A 19,528-nucleotide genomic window follows, 5' to 3' on the forward strand; every position below is an offset into this window, starting at 1 on the left:
TCAGTTCTCTGCGTCTACCTCGACTGCGCTATGTATTCACGCAGTCGTAACATCCTATAAAAGATGCTGGGTTTCCCCATTCGGAAATCTCTGGATCATAGCTTACTTACAGCTCCCCAAAGCATATCGGTGTTAGTCCCGTCCTTCATCGGCTCCTAGTGCCAAGGCATCCACCGTGCGCCCTTATTCACTTAACCTTTGACCTTACGGTCGGTTTTGAGTACTTCTTCTAGCGATAGAAGGTTGCTCAAGAAAATAAGCGTTGAACTTATTAAAAAACTCTTTTAACATTTCAACTCGGTGTGTGTTACTTGTTTTGATTTTTTCTTCGATATCCAGTTTTCAATGAACAAATTTGTTTGAGAGTAAACCTCTCAAAACTGAACAAAGGCAAACGATGTGTAGTCTTCCGAAATATTCCTTAGAAAGGAGGTGATCCAGCCGCACCTTCCGATACGGCTACCTTGTTACGACTTCACCCCAATCATCTATCCCACCTTAGGCGGCTGGCTCCAAAAAGGTTACCTCACCGACTTCGGGTGTTACAAACTCTCGTGGTGTGACGGGCGGTGTGTACAAGGCCCGGGAACGTATTCACCGCGGCGTGCTGATCCGCGATTACTAGCGATTCCGGCTTCATGTAGGCGAGTTGCAGCCTACAATCCGAACTGAGAGAAGCTTTAAGAGATTAGCTTAGCCTCGCGACTTCGCAACTCGTTGTACTTCCCATTGTAGCACGTGTGTAGCCCAGGTCATAAGGGGCATGATGATTTGACGTCATCCCCACCTTCCTCCGGTTTGTCACCGGCAGTCTCGCTAGAGTGCCCAACTAAATGATGGCAACTAACAATAAGGGTTGCGCTCGTTGCGGGACTTAACCCAACATCTCACGACACGAGCTGACGACAACCATGCACCACCTGTCACTTTGCCCCCGAAGGGGAAGCTCTATCTCTAGAGTGGTCAAAGGATGTCAAGACCTGGTAAGGTTCTTCGCGTTGCTTCGAATTAAACCACATGCTCCACCGCTTGTGCGGGCCCCCGTCAATTCCTTTGAGTTTCAACCTTGCGGTCGTACTCCCCAGGCGGAGTGCTTAATGCGTTTGCTGCAGCACTGAAGGGCGGAAACCCTCCAACACTTAGCACTCATCGTTTACGGCGTGGACTACCAGGGTATCTAATCCTGTTCGCTCCCCACGCTTTCGAGCCTCAGCGTCAGTTACAGACCAGAGAGCCGCCTTCGCCACTGGTGTTCCTCCATATATCTACGCATTTCACCGCTACACATGGAATTCCACTCTCCTCTTCTGCACTCAAGTCTCCCAGTTTCCAATGACCCTCCCCGGTTGAGCCGGGGGCTTTCACATCAGACTTAAGAAACCGCCTGCGCTCGCTTTACGCCCAATAAATCCGGACAACGCTTGCCACCTACGTATTACCGCGGCTGCTGGCACGTAGTTAGCCGTGGCTTTCTGGTTAGATACCGTCAAGGGATGAACGTTCTACTCTCATCCTTGTTCTTCTCTAACAACAGAGTTTTACGATCCGAAAACCTTCTTCACTCACGCGGCGTTGCTCGGTCAGACTTTCGTCCATTGCCGAAGATTCCCTACTGCTGCCTCCCGTAGGAGTCTGGGCCGTGTCTCAGTCCCAGTGTGGCCGATCACCCTCTCAGGTCGGCTATGCATCGTTGCCTTGGTGAGCCGTTACCTCACCAACTAGCTAATGCACCGCGGGTCCATCCATCAGTGACGCAAAAGCGCCTTTCAACTTTCTTCCATGCGGAAAATAGTGTTATACGGTATTAGCACCTGTTTCCAAGTGTTATCCCCTTCTGATGGGCAGGTTACCCACGTGTTACTCACCCGTTCGCCACTCTTTTTCTTTCGGTGGAGCAAGCTCCGGTGAAAGAAAAAGCGTTCGACTTGCATGTATTAGGCACGCCGCCAGCGTTCGTCCTGAGCCAGGATCAAACTCTCATAATGATTTGTTTGAATGACCATACGGTCATTAAGCTCATAAAAATTAACTTTGCTAGCTATTGCTTGCATGTATTTGTTTCAATAAATTGAAACGTCCTACACATTGGTTCGTTTGCTTGCTTTGTTCAGTTTTCAAAGGTCTACAGTGCTGTGTTAGCAACTTTTATATCATATCAGAGCGACGTTTGATTGTCAACTCTTTTTTAAAAGTTTTTTTCGCTCGTTGTTTTTCAACTTCGCAGCGGCTGTCTCAGCGACTTCATTAGAATAACAAATGATTTGTTATTTGTCAACAACTTTTTTTAATTAATTTTGTTGATGTATCAACATCGATTAACTATTTTAAAATTGCGACTTCGTTATAATATCATCTGTCGAGCTGTGCGTCAACCACTTTTTTAAATTCTTTTTACGAATTCGTTTAGTCATTTGGCACATGTAATAATATACCAAGACTTGCGCTATTCGTCAACCATAAAATGATTGATAGACCAACGTTTCTAGTTACTCCGTTTCCAAAGATGATTCGTGATTTTTAGTCCGTGATTTCCGCCTTTTTTAAGGACTTTTTCCGTTATTATTTGCCTATCGTTCGTCTTTTTCCTTTTTGTGTTTTCTTAATTCCTATCATTCTTATAAATTTAAGTATGATTTTATCTATTTTGTGGAATATTTGCTAAAATGGAGAAAAGAATATTGTTCCTAGGAGGACCCAGTATGAAAATACTTGTAGCAGATGATGACAAAGAGATCGTAGAACTATTAAGCATTTATTTACACAATGAAGGTTATGAATCGGTCAAAGCATATGATGGAAAAGAAGCACTGACCAAGATCCGCACCACTTCTGATATCGAACTATTGATCTTAGATATCATGATGCCAGAAATGGATGGCATGCAAGTCGTGAAAGAATTGAGAAAAGAATCCCAAATCCCTATTATTATGCTGACCGCTAAAACAACCGATATGGATAAGATTCGTGGATTGGTCGCCGGTGCGGATGACTATGTCACCAAACCTTTCAACCCATTAGAAGTTATGGCCCGGGTAAAATCGCTATTGAGAAGAACCAAGATGCAGGCTGCTTCAAATCAACCAGAGATTCTAGAAGTAAGCTCCCTTATTATCAATCGCGATTCCCATGAAGTAAAAACCGTCGATGGCAACGAAATTCAATTGACTGCATTAGAATTCGGTATCCTCTACTTGCTGGCATCGCATCCGAACCGTGTCTTTAGCGCCGATGAGATTTTTGAACGAGTTTGGAAACAAGAAAGTGTCGTTTCTGCCAAAACAGTTATGGTCCATGTCAGTCACTTACGAGATAAGATCGAAGAAGCCACGGATGGTGAAAAAGTCATCCAAACAGTATGGGGGGTCGGCTACAAAATAGATGCGAAGTAAACCAACTGAAAAAAAGCGCAACACACCCATCGAAAAAAAGAAACGGATCACGCTGACCTCAAAGGAAATCAGTGAGTTATTTGCCGAAGGAATTGTAACGATTGTTCTTTTACTTCTATTAAATATCGCTATTTTGGTCATCTTGACCTCAATCGTTGAAAATTCACCAGATTTAGTTGATGCCATCTACGCATCGAAGAATGCTTTCACATCTGCCTTTAATACAGATATCTTCCGCAGTGGGCGCAACTTCATTCTACCGATGTTCTTCCTATTAGATGTGATCGTCTTATATTGGCGTTTGATTCGTCGCTACCATCAAATGCAGCTACGTCACATCATCAGCGAGCTTCATTTTATTGCGGAAGGCAATTACGATCATCGCATTCCCTTCGAGTTACGGGGCGATTTAAGTCGGATCGTTTCTAATATCAATGGCTTAGTCGACAGTACGGTGGCGGCGATTGAAGATGAACGACGGATCGAGCAATCCAAAGATGAGCTGATTACCAATGTCAGTCATGACATTCGAACACCGTTGACTTCGATCATCGGCTATTTAGGTCTAATTGAAGATCGACAATACCATTCAGAAGAAGAATTGCTGAAATATACCCATACGGCGTATGTCAAAGCCAAGCAAATGAAATCCCTTGTCGATGATTTGTTTGAATATACAAAAGTGCGCCAGCCTAGCGTCCCAATCAATGTGATGGAATTTGACATGGCCCAGCTAGTGGAACAATTGGCGGCGGACTTTGAATTAGAAGCTAGTCGGAAAGGCATCAAGATTGAAACATACACCCGTCCGGAACACATCGAGATGGATGGCGATACCGAAAAACTGGTGCGGGTCTTCAATAACTTGCTTTCGAATGCCTTGAAATACGGCAAAGGCGCCGATAAGATCCGCATGGAAGTCGAGAAAGTCGGGACCGAAGCGATCTTAACAGTCAAAAACAATGGGCAAATGATCCCTAAGCAAGCCCTTGATTCTCTATTCGACCGTTTCTACCGAGTGGAAGAATCCCGCTCTCAAGAAACAGGAGGAACTGGCTTAGGTCTAGCGATCGCTCAAAGCATCGTCGCCTTACATGGCGGCTATATCTATGCCAAGTCAACGCCGGAATGGACGTCCTTTATTATCCATCTCCCGTTGAAACGCAACAACTTATCCAACACACAAACCTATGGTTGACGACCCAACATTTTTTGGGTATGCTAGAGAAAATAATCAAGGCACAGAACCTAGTATATTTTTTTCATCTGTATAGAGAGCTGATGGTTGGTGAAAATCAGTGTTGGAAAAAATAGAATCCAGTTCTTTAACGTGTATTTTTCGAAAGAAAAATCGTTGGCTCACGATACGAGCAGCAAGGGCAGCGCAAGCTGAACTTGGGTGGCACCGCGAATGGTCATTTCGTCCCAAGCAATACGGGATTGGAATGGCCTTTTTTCTATGGAAAAATCAAAGGAGGATGTATCACTATGTTAGATGTAAAAATGATTCGCCAAAATTTTGCTGAAGTACAAAGCAAACTCGCAACACGAGGTGTCCAAAAAGAAGTGTTGGACCGCTTTTTAACACTTGATGAGCGTCGCCGAGAACTCTTAGTCCAAACGGAAGAGCGCAAGAAATTGCGTAATGAGGTTTCTGGTGAGATCGCCGCCTTGAAACGGGCGAAAGAAGATGCGGCAGATAAAATTGCCCAAATGAAAGAAGTCGGCAGCCAAATTAAGCAATTGGATGAAGAGATCGCTCAAATTGATGAAGACATCAAAGAGATCGCCACGACGTTGCCGAACTTGCCGAATGATTCTGTTCCGGTGGGCAAAGATGAAGATGACAATGTAGAAGTCCGCCGTTGGGCAGACCCAAAAACCTTTGCCTTTGAACCAAAACCCCATTGGGAGATCGCAGAAGACTTGGGGATTCTCGACTTTGAGCGGGGTGCCAAAGTTTCTGGTAGCCGTTTTGTTTACTACAAAGGCTTAGGTGCTCGTTTGGAACGTGCCTTATACAACTTCATGTTGGATCAGCATGTTTATGAGCATGGGTATACGGAGATGATCACCCCGTATATCGTCAACAGCCAAGCAATGTTCGGTACTGGGCAATTTCCGAAGTTTAAAGAAGATGTTTTCCAATTGGCAGACACTGATTTGACTTTGATCCCGACTGCGGAAGTACCTTTGACCAACTACTATCAAGGGGAGATCTTAGAACAAGAACAGCTCCCTGCCTACTTCACTGCCTTGAGCCCATCATTTCGTTCAGAAGCCGGCAGCGCTGGCCGTGACACTCGCGGTTTGATTCGCTTGCACCAATTCAATAAAGTCGAAATGGTGAAATTCAGTGATGCAGAACATTCTTATGAAGAATTAGAGAAAATGACGGCTAATGCCGAAGATATTTTGCAAAAACTCAATTTACCTTACCGTGTGCTTAGCTTGTGTACAGGAGATATGGGCTTTTCTGCAGCGAAGACCTATGATTTAGAAGTATGGATCCCTGCCCAAGAGATGTATCGTGAGATCAGCTCTTGCTCAAACTGTGAAGACTTCCAAGCACGTCGTGCCATGATCCGTTACCGTGATCAAGAGGGCAAGATTCACTACATGCATACACTAAACGGCTCTGGTTTGGCTGTCGGTCGGACGGTAGCCGCAGTGCTTGAAAATTATCAAAACGAAGACGGCAGTGTAACGGTACCAGAAGTTCTGGTTCCTTATATGGGCGGACTGACAAAAATTGAAAAAGCCTAAGCCTTAGTAACCTCAGTAGCAACCCCTAGAGAACAGTCACACCGCGTGAGCTGTTGCCTAGGGGTTTTCTTGTTTACGTAGCCTAGAGTGGTTTCCATCTCCCTAACCACTTTGATCACTTCTTGCAAGAGAAACAACGCAACAAGGCTGTAATTTTTAAGCGAATAATTAGAAAAATCCCTTTGTCTTTTTAATCCTCTATCAGAAACCGGGCATGATCGTTGAAAGTGCCTGTGACTTATGGTAACGTGGGCATAATTTAGGATGGAATGAAGGGAGCTTCACCAATGCCCGAACGAAAGACCTATGCCCGTCGGAGTGACTTGCACAAGAAACCAAACAATAATCAAAAACGAACAGCATCAGCTGAAGAAAGACCGAAAGGACCACCCTCGAGAAAGAAGCCGTATCGGAAAGCAATTTTTTCCTTATTTGCCTTATTATTGATCGTTTTGATCGCAACGGCTGGCTCGGTTCTTTACACCTTGCACCAACAAGAAGTTGCGGCCAAAGCAAAATATGAGGCAGCTGCAGAGAAATTACTGGCATCAATCCAAGCAGAACAAAGCCAAAATGGGTTAAAAACATCGCCTGAAGTGCTCTCAGAAGGAACAAACAAAGAACTGATCTACTGCCCGCAAGACCTCGATACGTTTCCCATCAAAGATATCAAAGAACGGTTAACACAAGCCGCTGATAACTTGCGTAAAAAACAAACGAATAAAGAAGTCGTCACCGTTGCCCGCATCCAAGCACAAGCAGCGGCTTCAAAGGTGTCTACTTATTCATTGAAAGCCGACAGCTATGTGTGGAATCGAGAAACCGGACGTTTTGAAGATGCGGAAAGCCTAACGGATGCACCGATCTTCGTATCAGAGAAGACGCAAACCGAATTGTCTTTGAAAGAACTGGTTCCTGATGAAGGCAGCTTATTAGGTATTCAACAAGTCATTCAGCAGAAACTGCTGGATCAAGCAAAAGAACCCGCCAAAATCATCGACGCCGTCTTGGCCATGGAGCGGATCACCTTCGATTCGAAATTTACTTACGATCCAGAGAAGCTGACCATCGAATTGCCAAAAAATCAGACGGAAGCGACAGAAATCACCCTGTCTTACAGCGAGATCGCCCCATTCATTGATCCTGATCTCGTAGCTGCTGACCAACTCAACAATGCCTTGCCAAGTCTTGACCCCAATAAAAAATACGTGGCATTGACCTTTGATGATGGACCCAACAGTACCTCCACTATGGACCTTTTGAACATCTTACAAGAAAATGACGTCAAAGCGACCTTCTTTATGCTGGGACAAATGGTTGAGCAATATCCGCAAGCCGCCAAAAAAGTCCAAGAAGCTGGACACGAGATCGCCAGTCATTCTTACTCTCATCCGCAGCTGAATACTCTTTCAGCGGAAGATTTGCAGGCAGAAGTTACGAAAACCAATAAAGCCATTTACAATGCGACGGGTTTACTACCTAGGAATTTACGGCCCCCTTATGGCGCTATCGACAAACAAAGCGCAGAAACCATCGGCATGCCGATCATTCAATGGGACATCGATTCTCAAGACTGGAAATTGAAGGATCCGAAGAAAATCAATGCCTTGGTTCAACAAAATGTCTTTAATGGTGCCATGATCTTGATCCATGATATTCACCCGAAATCTGTGAAAGCCGTACCGGGAGTCATTAAAACACTCAAAAACGAAGGCTACGAATTCGTGACCGTCGATCAATTATTAGAAGCACGGCAAAAACCGTTGCATCAATACTTTGGGATGAACGATGAACGCCTCGTTGATTAAGAGAAAAAGGAACGCAGCAAATTGTCTCTTGCTGCGTTCCTTTTTAGTTATTGGATCATTCCCTCTTTTTTAGCCCTTCTTTTCTTCATACACATTAGTCACAAAAATTTGAATCAATAGATCAGCGACAGCTTTTGGCGGCATCGTTGAAAAATCTTTGAGCCAGCGTTCGATCAAACCGATAGACCCGCAGACAAAAAAGCTAAGGCACAGTTCCAATTCTTCCTCGGAAGCATCTTGAAAGTATTGGGCAAATCGTTTCAAGGTCTCCGGTTTGATTTCTGACAACAAAAGATTCAGCAAATGGCTGTTGTTCAACAAAATCAAATGGGTGGTACTAGGATTCTCATACAAAATCGTCAATAGTTTTTCCAGCCAAAGATCCAATGACAAATTTTCCTGCTGCAAGTTCGATGCGATCTGCTCAACGAGCTCCCCTTCGATCTCCTCCAACAAAGCGGCTGTGTCCTTATAATATTTATAAAATGTTCCCCGATTGATATCTGCTCGTTCCGCAATCTCTTTGATCGTGATTTTGCGATACTCTTTTTCCAACAATAACTCCTGAAAGGCGCGCCGGATCACTTTTTTCGAGTAGATCGTTCGACGGTTCCCGACAGTCCCTACCATATCGTTTCCCCTTTTCTCTGTACATTTAATCAATATTTGTCTATTTAATGACAAATAAGCAAGCATTGAGGATTGCTCTTACTTTTCTTTCTTAGTATACTAACACCATGTGATTAAATCAACACGTGTTTAAAAAATGGAGGCTTTATTAATGAGTTATGTTGAAGTAAAGAATGAATATAAACGCTATCAGATGGGCGAAACCACTATCACTGCCAACAATGATCTTTCCTTTGCCATTGAAGAAGGCGAATTAGTGGTGATTCTTGGACCTAGTGGTGCCGGAAAATCGACCGTTTTGAATATCTTAGGCGGGATGGACTCGCCAGATGAAGGAGAAATCATTATCGACAATGTTGATATCGCGAAGTTTAACGACAAACAATTAACAGAATACCGCCGCACAGACGTTGGGTTTGTCTTCCAGTTTTATAATTTGGTCCCAAATCTGACAGCAAAAGAAAACATTGAATTGGCTACTGAAGTCTCACCGAATGCACTCGATCCTGATGAAGTCTTGGCCCAAGTCGGGTTAGAAAACCGCAAAAACAACTTTCCTTCTCAGCTTTCTGGTGGGGAACAGCAGCGGGTATCGATCGCTCGGGCGTTAGCCAAGAACCCGAAACTGCTGCTATGCGATGAACCGACTGGTGCTTTGGACTTTGAAACAGGAAAACAAGTGTTGAAGCTTTTGCAAAACGCTAGCCGGAAAAATGGCAATACGGTGTTGATCATCACCCATAATAGCGCCATTGCCCCGATCGCCGATCGGGTGATCCATATCAACGATGCCACTGTCCGTTCCATTGAAGAGAATCCTCATCCCATCTCGATCGATGAAATCGTTTGGTAGGAGGATCTGATGAAAAATAAGACCTATCTTAAAGCAAGTTTGCGAGAGATTCGCCAATCAAAAGGCCGCTTTATCGCAATCACCTTGATCATTTTTTTAGGAACGTTTCTCTTTGTCGGTGTCAAATCGACCGGCCCGATCCTGAACCATTCCGCGAGTGAATATGTCAACGGCCAGCAATTAGCAGATCTGCAAGTCACTTCAACACTGGGACTGACGAAGGACGACATTGATGCCGCGGAAAAAAGCGGTGCTCACACAGAAGCCGCCTATCAATTTTATTACGCTGCCAATTCAGATGAAGTCGTGCAAGTGACCTCCTATGACCCCTCACAGGAACTCAACCAGTTACTGGTGAAGGACGGCCGACTGCCAGAAAAAGCCGATGAAATCGTGCTGGACACCGAAGCAAAAAATTATGGCTGGCAAATAGGTGATACTTTTACGATCGATGATGCCGATAATCTGTCGGACAAAGAGTATACGATCGTTGGGTTTGCCACTTCTCCCATTTATATCAGTGCTGCCGAACGGGGCTATGCAAATGTCGGCAGCGGTGTCGTGACGTACTTTGCTTATGTACCGGAAGAACAGTTCACGATGGAGGTCAAATCGATCCTCTATCTCGCCTTTGATGATGTCGCCGGGCTTGAAACATACTCCGATACGTACACCGACAAGATGGCAGCCCATCAAGAAACGATTGAGGAACTGTTTGCGGACCGTCCTAAGGAACGCTTAGCAGAAATTCAACAAGACGCTTTTGATGAATTAGCCCCTGCAGAAAAAGAAGTCCGCGATGGACAAAAACAGTTAGCTGATGGACAAGCCCAACTGGATCAGGCCAAAGCGGAACTAGAACAACAGCAAGCCGCCTTGGCACAGCTGCCGCCCGTACAACAAGCAGCCCTCGAAGGCCAATTGGCGGCTGGAGAAGCAGAATTGACACAGCAGCAAGACCAATTAGATGAACAGCAACAAGAACTAACCGATGCCCAACAAACACTGGCAGAAAAACGGGCAGAGATCGAAGACTTGGCAGAGCCGACGTATCTTTACAACCAACGCAAAGACAATCCCGGTTTCCAAGAATATGGTGGGCTGTCTGATCGTATCGCAGCAATCGCCAATGTGTTTCCTGTCTTCTTCTTCTTTATCGCTGCGTTGATCACCTTTACGACACTGACGCGGATGGTAGAAGAAAACCGCAAAGAGATCGGTACCTTAAAAGCGATGGGCTATGGCAAAGTCGAGATCTCCCTTAAATATTTGATTTATGCCCTCCTTTCTTCGGCCATTGGCATTATTAGTGGTGCCGTATTAGGAACCGAACTGTTGCCGCGTTTGATCTATTTCCTATCCAGCGAACGGTATCTTTTAGACGGGATTCGCGTCTATTATGTCTGGTCGCCAATTATTTTGGCCGCAATCGCCTTTTTACTGGCGACGCTTGGTGCCTGTCTGTTTGTTCTGATCAAAGAATTGCGGGAAAAACCTGCCCAGCTGCTGCAAGTTCGCGCACCAAAGCCCGGGAAACGGATTTTATTAGAAGCAATTACCCCCTTATGGTCCCGTTTAAGCTTCAATCAAAAAGTCAGCTTCCGTAACATCTTCCGCTACAAATCGCGAATGATCATGGCAATCATTGGCATCGCCGGTTGTACGGGACTGATGGTGGCAGGCGTTGGGTTGAAAGATTCTCTAAGTGCCGTGACTGCAAAACAATTTGGGCCCATTACGGATTATCAAGCCGTCGTGACCTTAAATGATGCGAAGGAAGAAACCGTTGCTGCCGCTGAAACGGTTTTAACAGACGAGCCTCTTGTGACCCATTCGATGCTAGTCTACAATGAAACGATCGAGATTCGACCGACTAACCAAGGAAAACAAAGTCTGACCTTGATGGTTCCGGCAGATCAGGATGCTTTTGCAGACTATGTCCATTTGAAAACGACGGCAGGACAGAAGCTGTCATTAACAGAGGGTGCCGTGCTGACTATGAAGTACGCAGAATTATATGATTTGCACGTTGGCGATACATTGACCTTCTATACCAGCGATCAAGAAGCCTATGAAGTACCTATTAGTGGCATCGCAGAAAATTATTTAGGCAATTCTCTTTATCTGTCGCCGACCGTTTATGAAGAAATCACCAATAGTACCTTTGAACCAAATGCGTTCTTAGTCAAAAGCAAGACGATGACGAAAAAACAAGAGGAAGCTTTATCAACAGCCTTGTTAGATACCGACAAAGTCAAAAACACGACGTTCCTTTCCACTCAGATCAAAATGCAGGATGATTCGATGGGTAACTTGAACGCCATTGTCTTGATCTTAGTTGTATTATCAGGGGCATTAGCCTTTGTCGTCTTGTATAACTTGACCAACATCAATGTTTCCGAGCGGATTCGCGAGCTTTCTACTATCAAAGTATTAGGGTTTTACAATAAGGAAGTGACTATGTACATCGTACGAGAAAATATCGTCTTTACGTTATTTGGGATTCTCGCAGGTTACGTGGTAGGTTACTTCTTGACTGACTTTATTTTGATCCAAGCTTCGATGGAGAACATGGTCTTTCCATTAGTGATCAATTGGCCGGCTTATGCTTTAGCCGGTGGCATGACGATTCTCTTTACGATCATCGTGATGTACGTCACCCATGTGAAACTGACTCATGTCAATATGATCGATGCGTTGAAATCAAACGAATAAGTTACTGCTAAAGCGATTTGCTGATCATCCAGCAGCGATTTTAGAGAAAAGGGTGCCGATCTCAGCCATTTTGGCAAGATCGGCACCCTTTTTTAGAACCAAACGCCCCCACTGTCCACTTTTGAACAGAGGGGGCGTTGGTTTTCACGTGAAACATTTTATGATTTTACGGAGTAGTTTGGTGCTTCTTTCGTGATTTGAACATCGTGGGGATGTGATTCTTTTAGTCCGTTGCCGCTCATTTGGATGAATTGTGCTTCATCACGTAATTGCTGCAGATTGCCGGCACCGACATAACCCATCCCTGATTTCAACCCGCCGATCATTTGGAAGATGATATCAGAAACGCTGCCTTTATAAGCGACACGTCCTTCAATGCCTTCTGGAACCAATTTGTTGGCTTCATTTACGCCCCCTTGGAAGTAACGGTCGCTGGAGCCTTTTTCCATTGCCCCCAATGAACCCATTCCGCGGTACGTTTTGAAGCGACGGCCTTGATAGATTTCAAATTCACCTGGTGATTCGTCAGTTCCTGCCAACATGCTACCGAGCATTACAGCATGTCCGCCAGCTGCTAAAGCTTTGACGATATCGCCGGAGTACTTGATCCCACCATCGGCAATGATTGCTTTGCCATATTGACGTGCCACAGAGGCTGCATCATAGATCGCTGTCAATTGAGGAACTCCGACACCGGCTACCACCCGAGTAGTACAGATCGATCCTGGACCGATCCCGACTTTTACGACATCGACACCAGCATCATACAATGCTTTCGTGCCTTCTGCAGTGGCAACATTTCCAGCAATCAATGTCGCTTCTGGGAAATGCGCGCGAATTTCAGAGATTTTGCGTAAAACACCCGCACTGTGTCCATGGGCAGTATCAATGACGATCGCGTCCACGCCTGCATCCAATAATGCTTGTGCTCGTTCAAAGGTATCGCTAGTAACGCCGACTGCCGCTGCCACTAATAGGCGTCCATGCGTGTCTTTGGCTGCATTCGGGAATTCGATTACTTTTTCAATATCTTTGATAGTGATCAACCCGCTTAAGATCCCTGCTTCATCAACGATCGGTAATTTTTCGATCTTGTGTTGTTGTAAGATTTTTTCCGCGTCTTTCAACGAAGTACCGACAGGTGCTGTGATCAATTGGTCTTTGGTCATCACATCATTGATCGGCATCGTATAATCCGTGACAAAACGCATGTCGCGGTTCGTGATGATACCGACTAATTTGCGGTTTTCCATCGTTTCTACGATCGGTACCCCGCTGATGCGGTACTTGCTCATCAAATGTTCTGCATCAGCAACTAAGTGACTTGGTGTTAAGAAAAACGGATCGATGATCACGCCGCTTTCAGAACGTTTTACTTTGCGCACTTCATCTGCTTGCGCGGCGATACTCATGTTTTTGTGAATCACGCCAAGTCCGCCTTGACGCGCCATTGAGATCGCCATTTTACTATCAGTTACGGTATCCATACTGGCACTTATGATTGGAATATTTAGTGTAATATTCGGGGCAAGCTGCACTTTCATATCCACGTCATTTGGCAAGACGTGACTTTCTGCCGGAATCAATAAGACATCATCAAACGTTAACCCTTTTTTTACAAATTTGGTTTCCCAGTTGGACATTTTTGTAACCACTCCTTAAAGTTTTTAGGTATTTTAAAAAAAATAGCAAAGATTTTTTCATAAGTCAACCATTCGGAAAGCTTTCTTAATAATCCTCTTCAAACCTTTGGTCAAATCTCATAATTCGCCATTTTTTCTAAAAAAACACGCTGATCGTGCGGTCTTTTTTAACAAAAGAAGGCGCACGATCAACGTGTAGCCATCAGCCTCTAGGAACAGACAGACTGCTGATGATATTGTATTTGCGTTTCAAGTAGTACTTCGCTGCTAATGCCACTGCCCCGATCAAGGCTTCGATCACAGGGTCCACTTGTGGATTCAATGGTGGTTGGATCATCGCAGAAAGCGAGATCACAACGATCCATAGCATGAAGGCTGCGACTAAAATCAAAATGATCTTCCACATCTTCGGCCGTTTGCTCTTATCAGCACCCGGGCGTTCATATTGATACATGTATTTGTACATCAAGTAGAAGACCCAACCAGCAAGCATCGCCATCAAGAAGAGGGTCAATAAGCCATAAGGTTGTGCTTGTCCTCTAGTAAAGATTCCCATAACCCCTAGCATCAACCCAAAAATCCCTAAAATCAGCAAGGTGTTATCCAACCACATCAAGAAGGGGCCGGATTCTTTTTGCTCAACGGGTTTGTTGATGATGGCTTCGGTACGTTCAGACACTGTACCAAATAATTGGCGGGCCGTTTTGCCGCCTTTTTGTTCTTTGACTAAGACCGGCAGCATCTCATGCAAGGCAATCGTTTTTTCTTCTTCAGAAAGGTTGGCTGCCTCTAGCGATTTTTTTAAATCAAATATATATTGTTGGTTTCGTTTTGTTAATTGTTGTTCTAATTCACGATTTTCGGAAACATAATTTCGCAGAGTTTCTGGTTCCATGAATTGATTCTCCCTTCTGCGTTTTCTTCACAATGGACATTTTACCACAAATTCACTGGGAAGAAAGCCCTTTATACGTTAAAACGGAACAACATCACGTCGCCATCTTGCACGACATAATCTTTTCCTTCCAAACGTACCCGACCGGCTTCTTTGGCCGCTTGCATCGTGCCGTATTGGTTCAGATCTTCAAAGGAAACAGTTTCCGCACGAATAAAGCCGCGCTCAAAGTCCGTATGGATGATCCCCGCTGCTTGCGGTGCTTTGATGCCTTTACGGAACGTCCACGCACGCACTTCTTGTTCACCAGCGGTAAAGTACGTTGCTAGACCCAGCAAATCATAGGCGGCACGAATCAATTGATCCAACCCTGATTCTTCAATTCCTAATGCTTCTAAAAACTCTGCTTTGTCTTCTTCCTCCAGCTCAGCGATCTCTTCTTCAGCACGAGCACTGATGACGATCACTTCCGCATTTTCGCTTGCTGCAAACTCTTTCACTTTGTTGACATAGTCATTGGTTTCATAGTCTGCCACGTCTTCTTCTGCTACGTTGGCAACGTATAAGACTGGTTTGGTCGTTAGTAAAAACAAACTTTTGACGATGCGCTGTTCTTCATCTGTAAATTCGATCGAACGAGCAGAGATCCCTTCTTCTAGGACCGGTTTGATCTTATCAAGAACGGCCAGTTCCGCAACTGCATCTTTGTCTTTGGTTTTGGCAATTTTTGCGACCCGAGTATAGCGCTTGTTGACGGATTCTAAATCCGCTAAAACCAACTCCAAATTGATGGTGTCGATATCAGCTAATGGGTCCACGCGGCCTTCCACGTGGGTGATGTTGTCATCGTCGAAACAACGAACGACATGACAGATCGCATCCACTTGGCGGATATGGCTCAAAAATTGGTTCCCTAATCCTTCCCCTTTGCTGGCACCGCGGACGATTCCGGCAATATCCGTAAATTCAAAGGTGGTTGGGACCGTCTTTTTCGGACGGACTAATTCTGTTAAACGCTGTAAGCGCCAATCTGGCACTTCCACCATTCCTACATTCGGATCGATCGTCGCAAACGGGTAGTTTGCGGCTTCTGCTCCTGCTTTGGTTATTGCATTAAATAAAGTAGATTTGCCCACATTTGGCAATCCAACGATTCCGGCAGTTAACGCCATGCTTCACTTCACTCTTTCTCTTTTTTTTCTAGGATTTTCTTCATCTTTTTATCAAATTCTCGGCGCGTCATCATGACGATGTGGCCGCAATTCGTACACTTTATTTTGATGTCTGCCCCCATGCGGATGATTTCCCAACGATTGGCTTTGCAGGCATGCGGTTTTTTCATTTCGACAATATCCCCAAGATCATACATCTTTATCACCTCAAGCTTCATCAAATTGAATGTTCAATAAATCTAAAATACGGGTTAAATCTTTTTGTGACAGGTATTCGATCTCGATTTTTCCTTTGCCTTCTTTTTCGCGGATCTCGACATTCGTGCCGAATTTATCCATCAACCGTTCTTCGCTTTCTCGTAAATAGTACGGTTTTTCCCGAATCAGACGCGGCACTTTTTTCTTTTCGTTTTTCGTGTCGTTCATCTCAGCGACCATTTGTTCTAATTGGCGGACTGTCAGATTTTCTTTGACACAACGATTGGCTAATTTTAAGATCTGTTCTTTGTTTTTCAAGCCTAATAATGTCCGGGCTTGCCCCATAGACAAACGGTCATCTTGAACCATTTCTTTGACGAGTTTCGGCAAGGACAGTAACCGCAAATAATTGGCGATATACGGGCGGCTTTTCCCTAAACGTTCAGCGACTTGTGCTTGGGTCAATTTCAAGTTCTTCATCAGCATGTCATAGGCTTCTGCTTCTTCTAAAGGATTTAAATCTTCCCGCTGCAAGTTTTCTAAAACGGCGACTTGCATCATCGCTTCTTCATCAAAATTGCGGATGATGGCTGGGATCGTTTCCTTGCCAGCTAATTTGGACGCTCGAAACCGGCGTTCACCAGCAATGATCTCATAGCCTTTGACGGATGATTGCCGCACGATGATCGGTTGAAAGACCCCCGAATGCTGGATCGAATTGGCCAGTTCTTGTAATGAAAGCTCATCAAAGGTTTTTCGCGGTTGATAAGGGTTGGGTCTTAATTCGTTTAAAGGCAGTTCAACGACTTTTTCTGTCTTGATATCGACTTCTTCTAACCCTTGCAGGTCTTGAAACAACGCATCGATCCCACGCCCTAATCCTTTCCCTTTATTCTTCACGGGCTAACACTTCCTTTGCTAACGTCTGATAGACTTCGGCTCCTTTTGAGCGTGGATCATAATCAATGATCGACAATCCATGACTAGGTGCTTCAGACAACCGGATATTCCGCGGAATAATGGTTTCGTATACTTTTTCTTGGAAATAGCGGCGGACTTCTTCCACGACTTCCGCGCCTAAGTTCGTGCGGGCATCATACATCGTCAGTAAGACCCCTTCGATCTCTAACTCAGGGTTAAAATGTTTTTGTACTAAACGCACGGTATTCAATAGTTGGCTCAGCCCTTCCAATGCATAGTACTCACACTGGACTGGGATCAAAATCGAATCACTGGCGGTAAAGGCATTGATCGTCAAATGACCTAAAGATGGCGGGCAATCGATAAAGATATAATCGTATTGTTCTTTGATTTCATTCAAAGCCGATTTCAATCGAGATTCCCGTGCCATCATGGAGGTCAATTCAATTTCCGCACCAGCTAATTGGATCGTCGCTGGAACGATATCCAAGTTTTCTCGGCTGCTAGGTAAAATCGCTTCAACGATCGGTGTTTCATTGACTAATACATCATAGATGTCTTGTTCCACATCTGGTTTGCGAATGCCGACACCGCTTGTGGCGTTGCCTTGGGCATCAATATCTACGAGTAACACTTTTTTGCCGACAAATGCTAAGGACGCACCTAGGTTCACCGTTGTGGTGGTTTTGCCTACGCCGCCTTTTTGGTTTGCAACAGAAATAATACGGGCCATTGATTTTCCTCCTATTTAATTGGTTGTTTCGCTGGCATTCCCGGTTTGCGGGGGTATTTCTTTGGCGTTTCTTTTTTCTTTTGAATGATCAAAAGATGGCGTTCATCGCCGCTGACCGGTAAGGTAAAGCTTTTTTCTTCAATAAATTTGCCGCCTAAGAGTGAGATCGCTGGTTTGGCTTCAACCAGTTCTTCCTCGCTTTTGGCAGCTTTGAGCGCATAAAAATAGCCTGCTTTTTTCACCAATGGCACACAGAGTTCCGTTAACACATTCAAACGGGCAACCGCTCGAGCGGTCACATAATCGAATTGCCCACGAAATTGCGGGTTTTGACCAAATGTTTCTGCACGGTCATGGTACAAGTGGACATTTTCCAATTGTAGATCCGTCACAAGAGTTTGTAAAAAGGTGATGCGCTTATTTAAAGAGTCGACGATCGTCACTTCTAATTCAGGAAACACGATTTTTAGTGGAATACTTGGAAAGCCAGCACCTGAACCGACATCGCACAAATGACTTTTCGGGTCAAAGGCGGTTTCAAAAGCTAAGGAAACAGAATCGTAGAAATGCTTTAAATACACTTCTGATTTTTCCGTGATTGCGGTTAGATTCATCTTCTGATTCCATTCGACTAAACGCTCGAAATAGACAGCGAATTTTTCCATTTGTTCTTCGGTTAAAACGATCCCGTTTTTGCGTAATTCTTCATGAAATTCTTCAGGTAGCATAACGAATCCTTTCTATTTTGTGAAACAGAAAAATGTTTCACAGACTAGTTCCTACTTTAACGCAAAAAGCAGTGTGATGCAATAGCCAGAGATTGCTTTCTAGGAGAATTTACCATTTTTTAACTGGGGCTTTAAGGTTGGTTTAAGGCATAGAAATTATACTCATTTCAATCCAAAAAACTTTTTTCATTTTTCCTTGACCAGCAAGGCTGCCAACCCTGCTGGTCAGCTTTTTTCTCAAAGAAACAAGCATTGATCTCAGGATCAATGCTTGTTTTTGTTTCATATGAAACTTTTTTATTTCACGCGAGGTTCGTTGTATTCTTCGATACGATCAGACGCGCGGGAAGCCGCATGTTTGGCTTTGTTGGTTTGACGTGAAGCAAAGTCGCCGGTTTTAGATGCAGCTGACGATACTTTGTCTTGAACCGTTTCTTGTTCCTCTTCGTATTCAGCGATTGTTTTCACATCCACAACGTTGATGTTAACTTCGATCACTTCTAATTGGGTCATTGTCGTTACTTCTTTTTGAATGACTTCTTTGACTTGTTCAGCGATTTCTGGGATGTTGCGGTCGTATTCAACCACGATATCTAAATCAACGGCTACTTGTTTTTTCCCAACTTCAGTATTGATACCGGCAGTCACATTATCTGTATTAACTAATTTTTCAGCAATATTAGAGAAGAAACCACCATCGACCGTCAACAGGCCATCTACATTTTCTAATGCAATTCCGATAATTTTTTGGATCACTTTGTCATCATAGGTCAATGAACCATGAACGGGTGCATCCCCGGTTGGTCCTTCAAAATCGTTGTGGCCAGGTTTTGGCGGTGCTGGATGATGTCCGGCTGGATCTGGATTTCCTGGTGCTGGATGATCCCCTGGTTTTGGTCCATTTTGTTGTCCTGCTACTGCTTTTTCAGCATTTGGTACCACTGGATCAGGTGATTCAGTCATTGGAATCGCATTTTCATTGGCTTGATGATTGGTGTTGGGAACCACTGGATCTGGATGTGCACTGACATTTTTTTCATTGTTTAATTCGTTTTTATCGTTATTCATTAAAAATTC

At 44.4% G+C, this 19,528-nt stretch carries 16 protein-coding genes, 2 rRNA genes and 1 other annotated feature (1 of these 19 cut by a window edge); of the genes, 6 read left to right on the plus strand and 12 right to left on the minus strand.

Annotated features, from left to right (window positions below; all coding sequences use genetic code 11):
• Window positions 1–197: ribosomal RNA gene (locus IGI94_RS16250) — 23S ribosomal RNA — on the minus strand; it reaches 2,718 nt to the left of the window's first position.
• 228 nt (window positions 198–425) lie between these two features.
• A 16S ribosomal RNA gene (locus IGI94_RS16255) occupies window positions 426–1,985 on the minus strand.
• The 16S and 23S rRNA genes sit together here, the layout of an rRNA operon.
• A gap of 714 nt (window positions 1,986–2,699) precedes the next feature.
• On the opposite strand from IGI94_RS16255, the gene IGI94_RS16260 reads away from it, so the two are divergent.
• The 4 genes from IGI94_RS16260 (at window position 2,700) to IGI94_RS16275 (ending at window position 7,963) form a co-directional block, all read left to right on the plus strand.
• Complete coding sequence (locus tag IGI94_RS16260; protein ID WP_008376963.1) at window positions 2,700–3,389, plus strand: response regulator transcription factor; 690 nt, start codon at window positions 2,700–2,702, stop codon at window positions 3,387–3,389.
• Window positions 3,379–4,587: a sensor histidine kinase gene (locus IGI94_RS16265; protein ID WP_005232945.1), complete on the plus strand. Its 1,209-nt coding sequence runs from the start codon at window positions 3,379–3,381 to the stop codon at window positions 4,585–4,587. The genes IGI94_RS16260 and IGI94_RS16265 overlap by 11 nt, the downstream gene beginning before the upstream one ends.
• A gap of 35 nt (window positions 4,588–4,622) precedes the next feature.
• Window positions 4,623–4,820: a binding site (T-box leader), on the plus strand.
• Window positions 4,821–4,877: 57 nt separating this feature from the next.
• The gene (gene serS / locus IGI94_RS16270) at window positions 4,878–6,155 is read left to right on the plus strand and encodes a serine--tRNA ligase (protein ID WP_005232944.1); all 1,278 of its coding nucleotides are present in this window, start codon (window positions 4,878–4,880) and stop codon (window positions 6,153–6,155) included.
• Between the two features lie 287 nt (window positions 6,156–6,442).
• The gene (locus IGI94_RS16275) at window positions 6,443–7,963 is read left to right on the plus strand and encodes a polysaccharide deacetylase family protein (RefSeq protein ID WP_101699578.1); all 1,521 of its coding nucleotides are present in this window, start codon (window positions 6,443–6,445) and stop codon (window positions 7,961–7,963) included.
• A 69-nt stretch (window positions 7,964–8,032) separates the two neighbouring features.
• Here IGI94_RS16275 and IGI94_RS16280 read toward each other — a convergent pair whose 3' ends face one another.
• Window positions 8,033–8,659, minus strand: a complete 627-nt coding sequence (locus IGI94_RS16280) for a TetR/AcrR family transcriptional regulator (RefSeq protein WP_005232942.1) — start codon at window positions 8,657–8,659, stop codon at window positions 8,033–8,035.
• A gap of 85 nt (window positions 8,660–8,744) precedes the next feature.
• Between IGI94_RS16280 and IGI94_RS16285 the strand changes: the two genes are divergently transcribed.
• Together IGI94_RS16285 and IGI94_RS16290 are read left to right on the plus strand one after the other, a co-directional pair.
• Entirely contained in the window at window positions 8,745–9,446 is a 702-nt protein-coding gene (locus tag IGI94_RS16285) for an ABC transporter ATP-binding protein (protein ID WP_008376960.1), read from the plus strand.
• A gap of 9 nt (window positions 9,447–9,455) precedes the next feature.
• The gene (locus IGI94_RS16290; RefSeq protein WP_101699579.1) at window positions 9,456–12,161 is read left to right on the plus strand and encodes an FtsX-like permease family protein; all 2,706 of its coding nucleotides are present in this window, start codon (window positions 9,456–9,458) and stop codon (window positions 12,159–12,161) included.
• 158 nt (window positions 12,162–12,319) lie between these two features.
• Here IGI94_RS16290 and guaB read toward each other — a convergent pair whose 3' ends face one another.
• The 9 genes from guaB to IGI94_RS16335 all read right to left on the minus strand — a co-directional run bounded on the left by guaB (window position 12,320) and on the right by IGI94_RS16335 (window position 19,519).
• The gene (gene guaB, locus IGI94_RS16295; RefSeq protein ID WP_005226250.1) at window positions 12,320–13,804 is read right to left on the minus strand and encodes an IMP dehydrogenase; all 1,485 of its coding nucleotides are present in this window, start codon (window positions 13,802–13,804) and stop codon (window positions 12,320–12,322) included.
• 202 nt (window positions 13,805–14,006) lie between these two features.
• A complete protein-coding gene (locus IGI94_RS16300; protein WP_005226251.1) occupies window positions 14,007–14,699 on the minus strand; it encodes a DUF1129 domain-containing protein in 693 nt (230 codons plus the stop codon).
• Between the two features lie 71 nt (window positions 14,700–14,770).
• Complete coding sequence (ychF, locus tag IGI94_RS16305; RefSeq protein WP_005226252.1) at window positions 14,771–15,871, minus strand: redox-regulated ATPase YchF; 1,101 nt, start codon at window positions 15,869–15,871, stop codon at window positions 14,771–14,773.
• An 8-nt stretch (window positions 15,872–15,879) separates the two neighbouring features.
• The gene (locus tag IGI94_RS16310) at window positions 15,880–16,068 is read right to left on the minus strand and encodes a DUF951 domain-containing protein (protein WP_005226253.1); all 189 of its coding nucleotides are present in this window, start codon (window positions 16,066–16,068) and stop codon (window positions 15,880–15,882) included.
• 10 nt (window positions 16,069–16,078) lie between these two features.
• Entirely contained in the window at window positions 16,079–16,969 is an 891-nt protein-coding gene (locus tag IGI94_RS16315) for a ParB/RepB/Spo0J family partition protein (protein ID WP_005226254.1), read from the minus strand.
• Window positions 16,959–17,723: a ParA family protein gene (locus tag IGI94_RS16320; protein WP_005226255.1), complete on the minus strand. Its 765-nt coding sequence runs from the start codon at window positions 17,721–17,723 to the stop codon at window positions 16,959–16,961. Before IGI94_RS16320 ends, IGI94_RS16315 begins: the two co-directional genes overlap by 11 nt.
• Window positions 17,724–17,734: 11 nt before the next feature.
• Complete coding sequence (gene rsmG / locus IGI94_RS16325) at window positions 17,735–18,451, minus strand: 16S rRNA (guanine(527)-N(7))-methyltransferase RsmG (protein WP_016611681.1); 717 nt, start codon at window positions 18,449–18,451, stop codon at window positions 17,735–17,737.
• Window positions 18,452–18,593: 142 nt separating this feature from the next.
• Window positions 18,594–18,737: a hypothetical protein gene (locus IGI94_RS16330; RefSeq protein WP_005232938.1), complete on the minus strand. Its 144-nt coding sequence runs from the start codon at window positions 18,735–18,737 to the stop codon at window positions 18,594–18,596.
• Between the two features lie 11 nt (window positions 18,738–18,748).
• Window positions 18,749–19,519 carry an Asp23/Gls24 family envelope stress response protein gene (locus IGI94_RS16335; protein WP_101699580.1) on the minus strand — a complete coding sequence of 257 codons (771 nt, stop codon included), beginning with the start codon at window positions 19,517–19,519 and terminating at the stop codon, window positions 18,749–18,751.
• Window positions 19,520–19,528: the final 9 nt, after the last annotated feature.

Origin of the sequence: Enterococcus sp. AZ149 (assembly GCF_051714285.1) — a bacterium.
Classification (GTDB): Bacteria; Bacillota; Bacilli; order Lactobacillales; family Enterococcaceae; genus Enterococcus_D; species Enterococcus_D entomosocium.

What these genes read in the sequence shown, in the direction of transcription:
- ychF (WP_005226252.1), bottom strand. Translation starts at nt 15,871, where the DNA reads ATGGCGTTAACTGCCGGAATCGTTGGATTGCCAAATGTGGGCAAATCT.
- IGI94_RS16285 (WP_008376960.1), top strand. Translation starts at nt 8,745, where the DNA reads ATGAGTTATGTTGAAGTAAAGAATGAATATAAACGCTATCAGATGGGC.
- IGI94_RS16280 (WP_005232942.1), bottom strand. Translation starts at nt 8,659, where the DNA reads ATGCTTGCTTATTTGTCATTAAATAGACAAATATTGATTAAATGTACA.
- IGI94_RS16260 (WP_008376963.1), top strand. Translation starts at nt 2,700, where the DNA reads ATGAAAATACTTGTAGCAGATGATGACAAAGAGATCGTAGAACTATTA.
- IGI94_RS16290 (WP_101699579.1), top strand. Translation starts at nt 9,456, where the DNA reads ATGAAAAATAAGACCTATCTTAAAGCAAGTTTGCGAGAGATTCGCCAA.
- IGI94_RS16310 (WP_005226253.1), bottom strand. Translation starts at nt 16,068, where the DNA reads ATGTATGATCTTGGGGATATTGTCGAAATGAAAAAACCGCATGCCTGC.
- IGI94_RS16320 (WP_005226255.1), bottom strand. Translation starts at nt 17,723, where the DNA reads ATGGCCCGTATTATTTCTGTTGCAAACCAAAAAGGCGGCGTAGGCAAA.
- IGI94_RS16335 (WP_101699580.1), bottom strand. Translation starts at nt 19,519, where the DNA reads ATGAATAACGATAAAAACGAATTAAACAATGAAAAAAATGTCAGTGCA.
- IGI94_RS16330 (WP_005232938.1), bottom strand. Translation starts at nt 18,737, where the DNA reads ATGAAACAAAAACAAGCATTGATCCTGAGATCAATGCTTGTTTCTTTG.
- IGI94_RS16275 (WP_101699578.1), top strand. Translation starts at nt 6,443, where the DNA reads ATGCCCGAACGAAAGACCTATGCCCGTCGGAGTGACTTGCACAAGAAA.
- serS (WP_005232944.1), top strand. Translation starts at nt 4,878, where the DNA reads ATGTTAGATGTAAAAATGATTCGCCAAAATTTTGCTGAAGTACAAAGC.
- IGI94_RS16265 (WP_005232945.1), top strand. Translation starts at nt 3,379, where the DNA reads ATGCGAAGTAAACCAACTGAAAAAAAGCGCAACACACCCATCGAAAAA.
- rsmG (WP_016611681.1), bottom strand. Translation starts at nt 18,451, where the DNA reads ATGCTACCTGAAGAATTTCATGAAGAATTACGCAAAAACGGGATCGTT.
- IGI94_RS16300 (WP_005226251.1), bottom strand. Translation starts at nt 14,699, where the DNA reads ATGGAACCAGAAACTCTGCGAAATTATGTTTCCGAAAATCGTGAATTA.
- guaB (WP_005226250.1), bottom strand. Translation starts at nt 13,804, where the DNA reads ATGTCCAACTGGGAAACCAAATTTGTAAAAAAAGGGTTAACGTTTGAT.